The following is a 14,910-nucleotide window of genomic DNA, read 5'->3' as shown; positions in this document are numbered from 1 at the left end:
CAGAAACAATGAGGAATAAAAATATGCTAAAGACAATTTTATTGGCGGCCACGGTACTATTCGCTCCGTGGACACTTTTGCACGCGCAGCAGGAGCTAAAACTGATATATGATAAACCTGCTGCCGATTGGAACGAAGCGCTGCCTATTGGAAACAGTCGGCTAGGTGCCATGGTTTTTGGAAATCCGGCGAAGGAACAAATACAACTTAACGAAGAAACGATATGGGCGGGTGAACCGGGTAATAACGTTCCCAAAAATACATACGACAAGATTGTCGCAATCCGAAAGCTACTGGCCGAAGGAAAAGCCAAGGAAGCACAAGATTTGTCGAATGCGACCTTCCCGCGACAAGCACCCGATGGTTTAGATTATGGGATGCCCTATCAGACCTTTGGAAGTCTTTGGCTAAATTTTCCAGGACACGAGACATTCCATGATTTCTATCGCGAGCTCGATATTCAAGATGCGGTAGCACGCACATCGTATAAGGTGGACGGTGTTCAATATAATCGGGAAGTGTTTGCTTCTTTTACGGACGATGTTGTCATCGTTCGCTTAACGTCCTCCAAGAAAAATGCCCTTTCGTTTTCTATCGGGCTCAGCACTCCTCATAAAATGCACGCGCTAACCGCAACAAAAAAACAGTTGAGCCTTTCGGGTACCAGTGGATCAGTGGATAGCAAAACAGGGAAAGTAAACTTTGAGGGTATGGTGCGTCCGGCCCTAAAAGGAGGACAGCTGACCGTAAACGGGAATAGCTTTGACATCAAAGATGCGGACGAGGTGATCTTGTATATTTCTATCGGCACCAATTTCAACCGATATAACGATTTAAGTGGAGACCCGTCCAAACGGGCACAAACCATATTGGACAAGGCATTACGCGTAAAATATGATAAGGCACTGGCTAACCATAGTCAAAAATACCAACGTTTTTTTAACCGAGTTCATCTAGATCTGGGTACCTCGGCACAGGCTAATAAGACAACCGATGTACGTGTACAAGAGTTTGCAACCGCACATGACCCGGCTTTAGTATCTTTGTATTTTCAATTTGGACGATACCTGCTAATCAGCTCCTCGCAGCCGGGTGGTCAGCCAGCGAACCTACAGGGTATATGGAATGAAAAGCTATCTCCGCCATGGGACAGTAAGTATACCGTTAACATTAACACCGAGATGAATTACTGGCCTGCCGAAGTGACAAACCTCTCCGAAATGCACGAACCATTATTTTCTATGCTGGAAGATCTTTCGCTCACCGGGCAGGAAAGCGCACGGGAAATGTATCACGCCCGTGGATGGAATATGCACCATAATACGGATCTATGGCGTATTACTGGCGTTGTGGATGGCGGTTATTACGGTATGTGGCCGATGGGAGGAGCTTGGTTAAGCCAACATATTTGGCAGCATTACCTCTACAATGGACAAACATCTTTTTTGCAGAAATATTATGATATACTGAAAGGGAAAGCACTGTTTTACCTAGATATTCTGCACGAAGACCCTTCAGGACAATGGCTGGTCGTCAGCCCTTCGATGTCACCAGAAAACTCGTATCTGCCCGGTAGTGTCGGTGTTTCAGCCGGTACCACCATGGATAATCAATTGATCTTTGATGTGTTCCATAACTTTATCGATGCCGCAAAAATATTAGGTTTAGATGCACCGCTGGCGGACTCCGTTAAAGCTACATTGGATCGTTTACCTCCTATGCAGATTGGACAGCATACGCAGTTACAAGAATGGTTAGAGGACCTGGATAAAACGACTGACCAGCACCGGCACATCTCCCACTTATATGGGTTATACCCGGCCGGGCAGATATCGCCTTTCCGTAATCCAGACTTGACAGAAGCGGCAGTCAATTCATTGATCTACCGTGGCGATAAGTCGACCGGATGGTCCATGGGCTGGAAAGTGAATTGGTGGGCTCGTCTATTGGATGGTAATCAAACGTATAAACTCATTCAGGAGCAGTTGAGCCCACCTGTGGGCGATAAAGGACAGGGCGGGGGTACCTATCCGAATTTATTGGATGCGCACCCTCCTTTCCAAATTGACGGGAATTTCGGCTGTACGTCTGGTATCGCAGAAATGCTAGTGCAGTCTTATGACGGGAATATTTTCATTCTACCGGCCTTACCCGATGCCTTACCTCATGGTAGCGTCAGTGGTCTGAAAGTGCGCGGAGGATTTGAAATTGACATGACTTGGGCAGATAGCAAACTAAAGACATTGACTATTAAATCAACATTAGGCGGAAACTGTCGCCTTCGCCTAGCGCAGGAAACAAATTTGAAAAGTGATCTCATGATGGACATCGCAGAGGGAGAAAACCAGAATCCATTCTATCGGGTACATCCGATCAAAGATCCTCTGATATCCGCTAAAGCAAATTTGAAAGGTTTTAAACTTCCAGAGACAAAGCTAATTGAGTTTGATACGAAGGCCGGTGATACGTATACGTTTGTTAATCAGTAGAGCGGAAATGTGAAGTCTCAAAGCTTATGCCCCTAACAGAAATGTAACGTCGGCGGACGGAAGTGTTATGTCGACGGACGCCGACATCACTTCGTTGCCCTACTTTACGCAACTCCCGTCCATCTTTTTCACGTCGGCATATGGGATAGTCGTCTCGGCCTCTGGGGAAACGTTGCCGCTGTCCAAAGAAACATTTTCCCGGTATGCCGACAACGTATCGGCATACCGGGAGACGATGCCGGCGAACGGAAAACTCATCCCGAAGGGCGGAAGTACTGTTACGTCATACGAAAGAATGATCTTCCCGCACAAAGAGATGAAACAGATGATCATCCCCATCACTTCCCTAGACGGGTTGACTGTATCTCCAATACCACGACATCGTGTCGTTGTCTGACGAACGATTCAAGACGTACGACGAGATCGCGTCGGTGTACGGGAAAACAGCGACTGCGTATTTCTTTGAGGCTTTGTACATGTACATGTGAATGCCTGCACAGCACATTCCTGTTTTGTACGAGAACAAAGCTGACATGTCACGTGAGTTATAGATTATGTTCCGTGACTTTGTGGTCAACTACAAACACATAGTCGTTCACGCACGTGACATATCAAACATGTCACGTGCGGTCATCGACCATCAAAAGGACATTGTCGTTATGTCAAGCAACAAATACGTTTTGACACGGTACAAAACCGTCAGCTACAGTGATCTGTTGATGCAAACACGGTACATAGCCGCTAAGTACATGCGCAACGGAACCATGTACATGTGCAAAATGGGGACTTTGCGCTTTTTCGTAGACGCTACAACATAAAAACATCTATATATTGTCACGTTAATATTACTGAAAATGAGACTATTTCGTCAATTATTTGCCGCCGTAAGGCACAAATAAATTGATCAAATTCGTAACTTTAATGTCTATAAACCTAGCTATATACTTATGATTAGAAACTACTTTTGTATACTGGTTATGCTGCTTGCTTCAGCGATTGTCATAGGCCAAGACAGACCTAATTCTACCACTCAAAATTACCTCAGAATGAGATGGACAACGGTTGCGACCGGAATGCCGACAGACTGGTATGGCACCGATGAGGCTAAGCGGATCGCAGAAAACGTATTGGTCAGTCAAAAGGATATCGGTGGCTGGGTAAAAAACCAACCTTATCATCATGTCTTTTCCGACTCCCTTAGAACTTATTATAAACGGACTAAAAACGATGTCGGAGGTACGTTTGATAACGGTTCTACCATCAGTGAGTTAAGATTTTTAGCCAAGGTATATACGCATTTTAAAGACGAAAGGTACAAAGAAGCCTTTAATAAAGGGTTGGATTACATTTTTTTGGCTCAATACGATAATGGCGGTTGGCCTCAGTTCTATCCCGTCAGAGATGCTGGAGAGGAGACACGTACGGACAGAACCGTACCTTATTCCATGCATATCACCTATAACGATAACGCTATGGTGAACATCATGAACTTTCTCAAGGATATCTATGCTGATGTTCCCGAATTTGCACCCCTAAAAATTGCCCCAGATACAAAAGACAAGGCACGTAAAGCGTTCGATAGGGGTATCGATTGCATTCTCAAAACACAGATCAGCGTTAATGCTAAACCAACGGTGTGGTGTGCACAGCATCATTACAAAACACTTGCTCCGGTGAAAGCACGATCTTACGAACTTGCGTCTTTTAGCGGATCAGAGTCCGTAGGTATTGTCGCGTTGCTTATGGATATAGATCATCCTTCTGCAGCCGTTATCGCCGCAGTCGACGGTGCGTGTACTTGGTTCGAGCAGAATAAGATTGAAGGAATACGTGTGGAACGGCAACGAGATCAGCAGGGCAACCGCAACACCGTCGTCGTCACCGACAAGAAGGCACCACCGATATGGGCCCGATTCTACGATTTGGAGACCGCCAAGCCCTACTTTTGTGATCGTGACGGTATAAAGAAGCATGCGCTAGACGAAATCGGAGCGGAGCGCCGCAATGGCTACAGCTGGTATACGAATGCGCCGCAACACGTGCTCGATGCGCAGTCCGAATGGCATAAAAAATGGGGAGTAGATTAGAAAAATCAGCGTTTGGCCCATTTTATTCCTGCACGTCAATTATTACTCTTTTATATCGGGTAAGCCGAGGTGTTCCATGATCCGTAACTGCCAGAATGATATGCATAGTACCTGTTCCGGGAGGCATCACCCTACTGGTTTTTACATCCAACCACGCCTGTGGCTGATCAAAAGCATAAATATCATGCTTAACACCTGTGGCGGAGTTGGACATTCGCCTTGTACCTGGCTCTTCATAACAAAACCACTCAAAAGAAAGCGCATCGCCGTCTGGATCGATCGTGCTTGTGGCGCTAAGCTCCACACGTTCCCCAGGTTTGGCTTTGATATATTCCGGATGATCAAGCTTCACAATAGGTGGATGATTTGCTTTATCATAAGGTTTAATTGTCCAATCCATTCGAGCCGCAAAATCATTTTGATATGCAGAACGCCAACGCCAGATGGTCGCGTGGTTGGTCGTATGCCATTCTCCATCTATCCCTAAAACCTCATCCTGTACATTGGTCCATATAGGTCGGGTTTCGGGTTCCAAAAACCATTTCTCAGTTTTGGGAGTGTATAATTCATACCTGCCGCCCCAACCGCCCCAATCGGGCCGATCCGGATGACTAAGGCCATTGTTGATCAGATGAAAAAACGATGGGGTATCACCTTCCATCATAAATTCCCAACGGGGATATAGCTTTCCCAATGCCCCTTTCTCCCTTATGTTCTTATCTAGCCATTCATTGCTGACCAGCGAAAAATCGGCGCCGCCAAATCTGCCATGAAATTTGTCCCCTCCAATAGCAATCCACGTAGCATGATGAAATCCGCCACCAGCATTCACACCGGGAGTGACTATGTAAAACAGGTTGGGAAATTCTTTACGGATCCAGGGACCGCTATTGTCCTGATCAGAAATAGCATACACACGAAGTTTCGCCACAAACTCCGCCAGCTCTTCCGGCGATCTTGTCTTTCGGACTTTCCACAGTGCTTGTGCCAGCACGTTGGGTCCACCCCATACGGTAACCCACAAGGGCCTTTGGTCTTCCTTGTCAACGGATTGTATTAATAATTCAGAACCTGGCGAGTCCTTTCCTTCGCCCACAGCATCCATTCCGTCCTGTTCGATACCCCGTGATATTTGTTGCTTCAGATAAGCCGCAGTGGGATAGCCGGATTCATGCAATTCGAGATTATCCCTAACTTTACCATAGGCCGTCACGATACGGTCTATATACTCCGGTTCTATACGATAATCCGGGCCGTGGGGTGTTGCTATCAACCCTTCGATATCGAAATGATTGGCGTAGGTCATTAACCGTACCATAGACATTTGATCATCGGGATCCCCACCTATGTCCGTAAGTACGACCAAACGATTCTTTTGCTGTGCACTTACAGCGGTTAAAGTACACAATATCATCAACCAAAATAGAAGGTTTAGTTTGTTAAAAGAAGTTTTTCGCATCACTACCTATTTTCTAACGTATTTTTTATCGCGGCTTATTTTTGGGGACTCTCCCTGTTTTGTTGCTGTGTAATATCTTCTACTAAACTGTTCAGGTACACCTCTAGGTTGGTATAACCCGCTTTGTTCAATGTTACGGTATTGCCGTCAGTGGCATCGTTCGGATTCAACTTGTTTGAATTTTCCCACCAATCGGGCATACCGTCGCCGTCGGAATCTTGCAGAGACTCGGGGTTAACACCACTGTCGCTCAAATCGGGCCAGGCACTTGCTGCACTTGAAGGCTTTACGTCATCGGGAACGTCGATGAGTCCGGGATAATTTTTCGCGTCTGAAGAAATGCTGCCGAAGTAAGTCGCTGTTCCGTTTTTCGTTTCTTCAACGATGCGTAAATCGATGATGTCGCGCTGTTTTGAACATCCCGCATGTTGCAAAACTAAACGGTAAGCTTCCTGAGCGGTATGGGTGGTAATCACGTCGCTTTCCAACGGGGAGGAAAGACGCATCTCTTTCTTCACCTGCTTTGTAAAAGTGTGATCATTATTATTGGCAATTTGCGCGTAGATTCCCTTTGTCCAGTTATTTTTTGTTGTTTCCTGATCGCCTTCCACCACATTTCCGTCTACATAAAAACGTCCCCAAACATGTTCCATCGGTTTCCATGCGTTGGGTTGACCGTTCTTTCCGGTCACATATTCGGAAGTACGCACGCCGATAGCAGCAATACGGTAGCGGACACGGCTGTTTTTCGGCGTTGCCGGACCGGGCTTGTAATAATTGTTTACAATATTCACCTGCATTCCTTCACCACCGTAACATCCTGCTCCCGCCCAATTATAAAGCACATTGTTACGCATATCCACATATTCGCGTTCCTGCGTCGAAACATGAGGGCCCAAACGAGGCATGCGACTTTCGTGATGGGCCATCAGATTATGATGAAAGGAAGACCGGTGTCCACCGACAATGGCTCCGTAACCATGCTTTCCCTTAGCATGTCCGGCTGTGCGAAGGCTTTCCGAAATCAGGCACCATTGTACCGTTACGTTTTCACCGCCATAGAAAGTACAGGTTTCATCAACCGACCAGCTGATGGAACAATGATCGATAATGACATTACGGTTTTTTGACCCCCCTAATCCGTCCGGCTCTCCACTCCCCTCATTACCAACGCGAAAACGCATGTAACGAATAATCACATTATCTGCATTAACGGATACCGGATGGCGTGCAATACAAATCCCCTGCCCGGGTGCTGTTTGTCCGGCAATGGTCAGATTGCCGTCGACGATATTCAGGCGGCTATTGAGAAAAATAGTTCCCGCCACATCAAATACTACCGTGCGTATGCCCTTCTGAGAGACAGCATAGCGGAATGTCCCTGGTTCGTTACCGTCTTCCAGCGTGGTTACATGATATACTTTTCCTCCGCGTCCACCGGTAGCATAGCGTCCAAAACCCTCGGCTCCCGGGAAGGCTGGAATGTCATACTGTGCAGATCCGGATAGAGCAGAAAAGACAGATAGTAAGAAAATAAGAAGACTTTTCATGTTGTTATGATTTTTATTTATTCCTATCATCGAATCCAATCCCAGCGTTTAGCCCAATCTATCATGACATCAATACGCCATTTAGATACCGTTTTGAAGCCGTGCAAGTTCTTATCGAATAAATCTTCATCACTTTTATCTGTAAACCAGTTGTTCCCCAACTTGTAATCTGTTTCACGGGTCTTGCCTGGCCAGACATTCTCGATGGTGATCTCACCGTTCTGCTCCGGGAAACCTGGAATATCGGAAACGATAGTATAGGGCATTGTTCCAAGCGCGTAGGTCGCATGTCTTACGGCATAAATCCCATCTCCTAAATAAAATCCTCCCCAGGTTTGTTTATTAATCGTCATATGCATGCAAATCGAATCGGATGGAATGTCTATTTCGGGACCTTTCACACGAAATTCCATGATGGAGTAGATCTGAACAGTGTCTTGGGCTATTGTTGGCCTGTCGAATATAACCTGTGGACTATGTGTGAATTTCACAAAGGCACCACCCCACGATTCTTTTGTGGGATCATTTGGATCCCCATCCATCATATAAAGCAAAGATGGCGTATCTCCCAACTTGGTATTTCCGTCCAAGTAATTTTTAAAGTCTTTGCCCAAATTTCCACGGCCACTGATGAATGTATCGTAATACCTCCCGTTAAATTCATCCATTTGCTTGTAGTTAGCAATGAACCCACGGTAGGAAGCATTATTTTCGATGAACCAGAGGTTTGGAAAATTCTCCACAATGTAGGCATAGCTGTTGGTGCTCCACTTTTTATTCGGACCACCAATCCAGTATATTCTTATTTTGTCCTGAATATCCGGGGCGTCATGCAGCGCTTGGGCCACATCATCTAAGCCTCCCCACACAAGTACCCATAGCGGCTGCTCACTTTCTTTCCGAGCACATTTGATAATCCAGTCTGATCCCTCGGTAGCAGTCGTATATCCACGATAAGGAGCAGCTCCAAGTCTTCCCTGTTTGCTGATGGACCGTAAATATTCGGGAGACGGAAAGCTATCGGAGTGTTTTTTCAATTTAGGTAGGTCTTTTTCATAAAGATCAATCATTCGCAATATCTCTGACACACTACCGCTTCCGTATGATGGTGAAGAAACAAGGCCTTCAGTTTCAAAAAGGTCGCTGTACATTAAAAAATGAGCCATCGATTGATTATCATCCGGATCTGTGCCTCCAATATCTGTACTTATGAGTATACGGGGTTTTATAGGAACAGGTGATTTTGCCAGCTGAACATAGTTTTTTTGCCCAAAAGCTTGGACGGCAAAAAAAACGGAAAATATCAATATGATTAACTTCTTCATCTAAACGAGGTTTATTTTCGGTTTATTATATGCTTTTACAACAATAAGTATTTGATAAGTAAATACATAGGAAATAGCTTAAAAAAACAGTGCAAACGTTGCCGGCAACGTTTGCACTGTTTTTTTTAAATAAGAACTACTTCAGTTCTACAAGATCAATCATATTCAATTTCTTTAATTCACCGAAAGTTATATTTTTTGGTAAAAATTCATTCAAAAATCCCATCCAAAAAGTCGACTGTATAATCCATCATCGGTTGAAACCAAGGGCTAAAGAACCAATACGGGTGAGGTGTATCGGGAAATTCTCGGATTTCCCAATAAATACCATATCGATCGAGTTTTTTGATCATATCATCTCGTCCCGCATGAAATCGTGGAATAGAACTATTTAAAAATATAATCGGTACCGAATTTTTGGAGACATGGTTTAAAGGAGCGGCCGACTCCCAGTTTGCCGAATTCTGCTCGTACGTTCCATCCAGCCAATTGGATGCTGCGGTGCCTTCGGAAGATTCTGGATGCCGGAACGCAAGCGTTCCATCTATATTGACAACAGCTTGGACATCGGATAGCTGCTCGGCATTTCCTCTACCCTGTCCCTCAAAATCAGAATTTCCATTTGTAACACCTAATAGACTAGCCAGTTGCCCTCCTGCAGAAGTTCCCAAGCTGGCTATATGTTTCGTATCCAACTGAATTTTATCGGCATGGGCACGCATCCATCTTACGGCCGACTTCAAATCATAGACAGCTTCCGGATATTTGGCTTCTAAAGACAAGCGATACTCTACCGCAACGGCAACATAACCTTTAGCCGCTAATGCCTTTCCAATAGTATGCATTTGAGATTTATCACCCGATTGCCATCCTCCTCCATGAATCAACAGCACACCAGGATAACGCTTTGACGTACCGCTCTTGGGATAAAACACATCTAAAAGTAATGGTCTGTCTCCAACTCGATCATATTCTTGATCTAAATACGACGCTACCGAACTTTTTACTTCCGCGATTCGGATATAAGGCCTGTATTTCCGTTCCTTCAAGTATGTGCCATGTAGCGTGAACGACGTGTCTCTCGGAATCGGCGTTTGGGTGTATCCTACCACGACCGCGCCGAGTAAAAGAAAAAGGATGAATGATTTCATATATATACAAATTTAGTATTCCGGGTTTTGTTCGAGTTGTGGGTTCGCTGTAATCTGCTCCTGTGGAATAGGATAGATACCCCTCCACGTAGGTGTATCTTTCGTCTTAAACGCCCATCTTCCCGTAAAATACGTTCCAAATCGAATCATATCCCGTCGGCGATGCCCTTCCCAGATAAATTCACGCGCGCGTTCTGCTTCGATATCAACAAGCGAAAGCGCATCCAATGCGTTAGCATCACTACGATCACGGATCATATTGATTAACTCCAGTGCATCCCCTTGGTTTCCTAACCGGAACAAAGCTTCCGCCTTTATTAACAAGATATCTGCATACCGCGTTAAGACATAGTCGTTATCGGCGTTATAACCCGACCACGTTGTGCCGACCGGCGTATATTTGAGCACCTTATAGCCTTCATTGTCCTGCGCGCTTATCAAGTCTTTAACAGCGATAATATCCAGCTGCGTACCGTCTGGGTAATTCAATGGACGGCCATCCAAGTAGGTTTGAGGACCATATTGCAATAGATTTTTACGTTTATCGCCATCTTCATAGCGATCCAATGCTTCCTGATAAGTACTGTAGCCATTTGCCGGGGTAAAAGGCAAGTTATAACGTTGCTGATCTAAACCATTTTGGGTATAGAGAATAAACTGGTTGCCTCCGGCATTACGGCTTGGGTCGTTCGTAAAGGCAGATATTAACTCCTTCGAATTTCTTTGCAGAGTTGCGCTGAAATTATTGACAACATCAGTCTCGAGTGAGAATGCACCTGTATTGATCACCGCATCACAAGCATCAATCGCCTTTTGCCACTGTGGCGTGCCGGTATACACCTCTGCATTGAGATACATCGTGGCTAATAACGTCTGTGCAGACTCTTTCGTAAAACGCGGATAATAGCTCGATTTGTCAACTTCTGTCATACTCGGCAGATCGTTTATAGCTTCCTGAATCTCTGTCTCAATAAACTGGAAAACATCCTTCCGAGGGGTAGTCAATGGCAAATTGGCCGGATCTATTCGAGCTACGGTGACCACAGGCACATTTCCCCAAAAATCCATCGCATAGAAGTACCCATAGGCGCGAAGCAAACGCGTTTCCGCTATCAATGCTTTGAAGTTATCCTTATTCGGCGAAGCATCCAAGCCCTCCAAAACAGCATTCGCCGTGCCTATTTCTAAAAAAAGATTATTCCACGCTCGCGCAAGCATTGCATTATTGCGGTCGGTCTCATGTAAAATAATATCCAACTGATTTTGGTCAAACCAACCACCACTGGCTCTACCGGGTACAACGAACTCATCTGTGCCAAATTCTGCTATCCGGAACAAATCACCAATATCGATAACTAAGGACAATTTTTGATAGACTCCGGCGACCGAAGATAAGGCTTCTTCTTCTGTACTATAGTAAGTTTCAGGCGATAAATTCCCGAAACGTTCCTCCTCTAATTTCGTACAGCCTGCAGTAACAAAAAGGAAAGCCGCAGCCAGCATGTATTTATATGTTAATAACGTGTTCATCTTGATTACTTTTAAAAACTAGTTGAAAAACCTAAACTAAAACTGCGCGCCCTTGGGTAACTTAAATAATCGACTCCCAACGGAGCGACACCCGTAGCCGAGACCTCTGAATTTACTTCAGGATCCAGCCCACTATAACCTGTCAAGACAAACAGATTCTGTCCGTTCACAAATACACGTGCATTTTCAAAAAATTTGGCTTTTCCACGAAGTGTATAACCTAGCGTAAAGTTATCCAATCGGAGGTATGAACCGTCTTCTATCCATCGAGAAGAGTATACCTTAGGTTGTTCCCTATTGACACCGCTGGTAACCGCTGTTTCCAAAACATTCTTGCCCGGTAGATTATTGAGGTAACTTAAATTATTACCGGTTAGATTATAGATATCGTTACCGACTGTTCCCCTAAATGTGAATGCTAACCACGCTCGACCATATTGAAAGTCGTTACTCCAACCGTAGGTGAATTTCGGTTGTGCGGATCCAATAATCTGATTATCTTCTTCATACTGTTCCAGTCCATCTACAATGCCTGTAAATTTTCGTCCAAAAAATGTCCCGAGGGGCGCTCCGGGCATAATCAGTTGGGCATAACTTCCCGATACGGTACCCATGATCGGGGCAGCCTGTATATTGTCTCCCTTATACATGTCGTTAGACAAGCTGAGTACTTTGTTGACATTGCGACTAAAGTTAAGTGATGTCTGCCAACCTAATTTATCTCGTTCTATCAGGTCTGCGCCAAGTTCAATTTCTACACCGCGGTTTTGCACACTCCCGACATTCACAATTTGGGTGTTAACCGCCGTAGGCGACGGTACCCGCACGCGTAGTAGCAAATCCGTTGTCTTTTTATTATAGAAATCCACACTACCCCGGAGCCTGTTATCCAACAAACCAAAATCCAAACCGACATTGGCTTGCGAGGTAGATTCCCATTTGATATTGGGGTTTGCATATTGTTGTGGCAAAACGATCGTTACGCGGTCTTGTCCGATGATATAACCCGTCGTCGAAGCTCCCAAAGTGGTCACCGAATTGAGATTCCCAATTTCCTGATTACCCGTAACACCGTAACTCATCCGAAGTTTCAACTCCGATACCGGTTTTACCTGAAAAAAATCTTCCTGAGAAATCCGCCACGCCACGGAGCCTGAAGGGAAGTATCCCCACTGGTTCGACGGGCCAAAGCGACTAGAGCCGTCCCGGCGCAACGTTGCCGTCGCTAGGAAACGATCGTCGTAATTGTAATTAACACGTCCATAAAAGGAAATTAACTTATTACTCGAACGAAAAGTTGTCGTACTGCTTATAGTCTGCGCAGCCTGCAGGCTGTACCATTTAAACTCATCTGAAAGAAACCCATTCGCTGTATTCCGCCCTCCTTCATTCATAAAATACTGCCAGGAATATCCCGCTATAGCATCAATACGGTGCTTTCCAAACTGATCATTATAGCGTAGTATGCTTTCCAACAGACGGCTATAATCCATCAGATTCTGCACGCTGGCATATCCCCCAAGTCCCTGCCCTAACAAATTAGCTTTAGCGATATAACTGTTTCGATCTATCCGTTGGTTAGTATAACCTAGGTTGACATTGATGCTGAGCTGTTCTATAAATTTATAGGTCGTCGATAAGTTTCCGATAAAGCGCGTGTTTGTCAGCTCGTCGCTAACTTCCTCTGGAAAAGATACTGGATTAACGCGGTAAGGGGGAACGTCGTAAAAATCGCCATTGGCGTCATATACCGGATAAGTCGGATTGAAAACGTAAGCTTCGTAATTTATACTTGTGCCTGCCTCGCTCCCAACCGTATTCGATACAGGGGCCGACTGGGAGAATGTCCGCCCGTAATTCGTCCGTAAATCAAACGTTAGACGATCGTTAAGTGCGGCGTGTGTAATATTTACCCGTGCATTTGCACGGGTAAGCTTAGACCCCAACATGATCCCTTCTTGATCCCCGTAACCCAGTGAAGCCCGGTAGGTTGTTCCCTGCTGACCACCTGATAGAGACAAAGCGTAATCCTGCACCATTGCCGTCCGGAATATTTCATCTTGCCAATCGGTATTTGCCCCTTTATCATCAATCTGCAATCCTAGTTTGGCAAGCTCTTCCCTATACCTATCCGCTGACAGCATATTCATTTTCTTCGCGACATTAGCGATGCCTGTAGATGCATCCATCGCGATATTACTCGCTCCTGCACTTCCTTTCTTGGTGGTGATTACGATCACCCCATTTGCCGCCCTTGATCCGTAAATCGCGGAGGCCGATGCATCTTTCAATACGGTAATTGACTCGATATCACTCGGGTTGAGCGTCATTAGCGGGTTTGTAGGCTCCTGGTCAAAGATATCCGTTCCGTTACCTCGTATATTAGCTTGCGCAACGCCCGCTGTTGTCGATATGGGCACCCCATCGATAACATATAGCGGATCGTTGGACCCGGTAAGTGAAGTTCCTCCGCGGATACGAACAGTATTCGAACCGCCGGGTTTACCACTATTCTGGGCGATATTTACCCCCGCCATTTTTCCTTGTATAAGTTGCTGCGGACTCAATTGTGGTCCTTTATTAAAATCTTCGGCTGTCGTTACACCCACGGCTCCTGTCAGGTCTTTCTGCCGTTGTGTGCCATAACCCACCACGACAACCTCATCCAGGCCATCGATTGTCTGTTTGAGCACCACCGTTAACGCTTGATTGCCTGCCGCCGCAACCTGCGTAGGTTCATAACCCACGATTGAAAACAATAATACGGCATCAGCGGACTGTAACTGCAATACAAACAAACCATCAGCATCTGAAATTCCACCGTTGTTGGTGCCTTTTTCCGTAATGGATACGCCCGCCAGCGGCTCTCCTCGTTCATTGCTGATTTTTCCACGAACAACTTGTTGCATGACAGCGGTGTTAGCCTCCGTAATTCTACTCGCCGACCGGTGATTTTCTTGGGTTTTTACCGGACTAATTAAGACCGTTTTGTCATCTATTTCGTATTGAAAAGGCAATTCTTTTAAAATAGTTGACAGAAAGGTTGGCAGTGCTACTGCATGCACATTTACGGCAATAGGCTTTAATTGTTTAAATTCTTTATAATCATAGAGCACGACGTAGCCACACTCCTTTTCCACTTGTTTGAAAAGATTTTCAAAACTAATCGACTTCGATCTTACACTGATCGTTTGCGAAAATGTTGCGGCCTGTATCTGCAGGCACCCTATAAACAACAACAAACAGGTTTTGGTCAACATAACTAATCTCAATACCCACTTTTTTTTCATAATATTGTAAGTGCTAGGTTATTTATTCT

Annotated in this window: 9 protein-coding genes; 3 read left to right on the top strand and 6 right to left on the bottom strand. The window is 45.2% G+C overall.

Going from position 1 to position 14,910, the window contains the following annotated elements; genetic code table 11:
- Positions 1 to 23 precede the first annotated feature (23 nt).
- The 3 genes from EWE74_RS14855 to pelA all read left to right on the top strand — a co-directional run bounded on the left by EWE74_RS14855 (position 24) and on the right by pelA (position 4,576).
- Positions 24 to 2,489, top strand: a complete 2,466-nt coding sequence (locus EWE74_RS14855; RefSeq protein WP_239018669.1) for a glycoside hydrolase family 95 protein — start codon at positions 24 to 26, stop codon at positions 2,487 to 2,489.
- Between the two features lie 67 nt (positions 2,490 to 2,556).
- Positions 2,557 to 2,886, top strand: coding sequence for a hypothetical protein (locus EWE74_RS14850; protein ID WP_130142294.1), 330 nt, complete (start codon positions 2,557 to 2,559; stop codon positions 2,884 to 2,886).
- Positions 2,887 to 3,535: 649 nt separating this feature from the next.
- Positions 3,536 to 4,576 carry a pectate lyase gene (pelA, locus tag EWE74_RS14845; protein WP_206365241.1) on the top strand — a complete coding sequence of 347 codons (1,041 nt, stop codon included), beginning with the start codon at positions 3,536 to 3,538 and terminating at the stop codon, positions 4,574 to 4,576.
- A 22-nt stretch (positions 4,577 to 4,598) separates the two neighbouring features.
- On the opposite strand, the gene EWE74_RS14840 is transcribed toward pelA, so the two are convergent.
- The 6 genes from EWE74_RS14840 to EWE74_RS14815 all read right to left on the bottom strand — a co-directional run bounded on the left by EWE74_RS14840 (position 4,599) and on the right by EWE74_RS14815 (position 14,881).
- Positions 4,599 to 5,990 carry a DUF1593 domain-containing protein gene (locus EWE74_RS14840; RefSeq protein WP_206365240.1) on the bottom strand — a complete coding sequence of 464 codons (1,392 nt, stop codon included), beginning with the start codon at positions 5,988 to 5,990 and terminating at the stop codon, positions 4,599 to 4,601.
- Between the two features lie 80 nt (positions 5,991 to 6,070).
- The gene (locus tag EWE74_RS14835; protein WP_130142292.1) at positions 6,071 to 7,585 is read right to left on the bottom strand and encodes a pectate lyase family protein; all 1,515 of its coding nucleotides are present in this window, start codon (positions 7,583 to 7,585) and stop codon (positions 6,071 to 6,073) included.
- Positions 7,586 to 7,611: 26 nt separating this feature from the next.
- Positions 7,612 to 8,910: a nucleoside hydrolase-like domain-containing protein gene (locus EWE74_RS14830; RefSeq protein ID WP_130142291.1), complete on the bottom strand. Its 1,299-nt coding sequence runs from the start codon at positions 8,908 to 8,910 to the stop codon at positions 7,612 to 7,614.
- 209 nt (positions 8,911 to 9,119) lie between these two features.
- Entirely contained in the window at positions 9,120 to 10,061 is a 942-nt protein-coding gene (locus EWE74_RS14825; RefSeq protein ID WP_130142290.1) for an alpha/beta hydrolase, read from the bottom strand.
- 12 nt (positions 10,062 to 10,073) lie between these two features.
- Positions 10,074 to 11,591 carry a RagB/SusD family nutrient uptake outer membrane protein gene (locus EWE74_RS14820; RefSeq protein ID WP_130142289.1) on the bottom strand — a complete coding sequence of 506 codons (1,518 nt, stop codon included), beginning with the start codon at positions 11,589 to 11,591 and terminating at the stop codon, positions 10,074 to 10,076.
- An 11-nt stretch (positions 11,592 to 11,602) separates the two neighbouring features.
- A complete protein-coding gene (locus tag EWE74_RS14815) occupies positions 11,603 to 14,881 on the bottom strand; it encodes a TonB-dependent receptor (protein ID WP_130142288.1) in 3,279 nt (1,092 codons plus the stop codon).
- Between the last annotated feature and the right edge of the window lie 29 nt (positions 14,882 to 14,910).

The sequence above is a fragment of the Sphingobacterium corticibacterium genome (assembly GCF_004208525.1).
Classification (GTDB): Bacteria; Bacteroidota; Bacteroidia; order Sphingobacteriales; family Sphingobacteriaceae; genus Sphingobacterium; species Sphingobacterium corticibacterium.
This window is presented reverse-complemented; position numbering and strand designations above follow the sequence as displayed.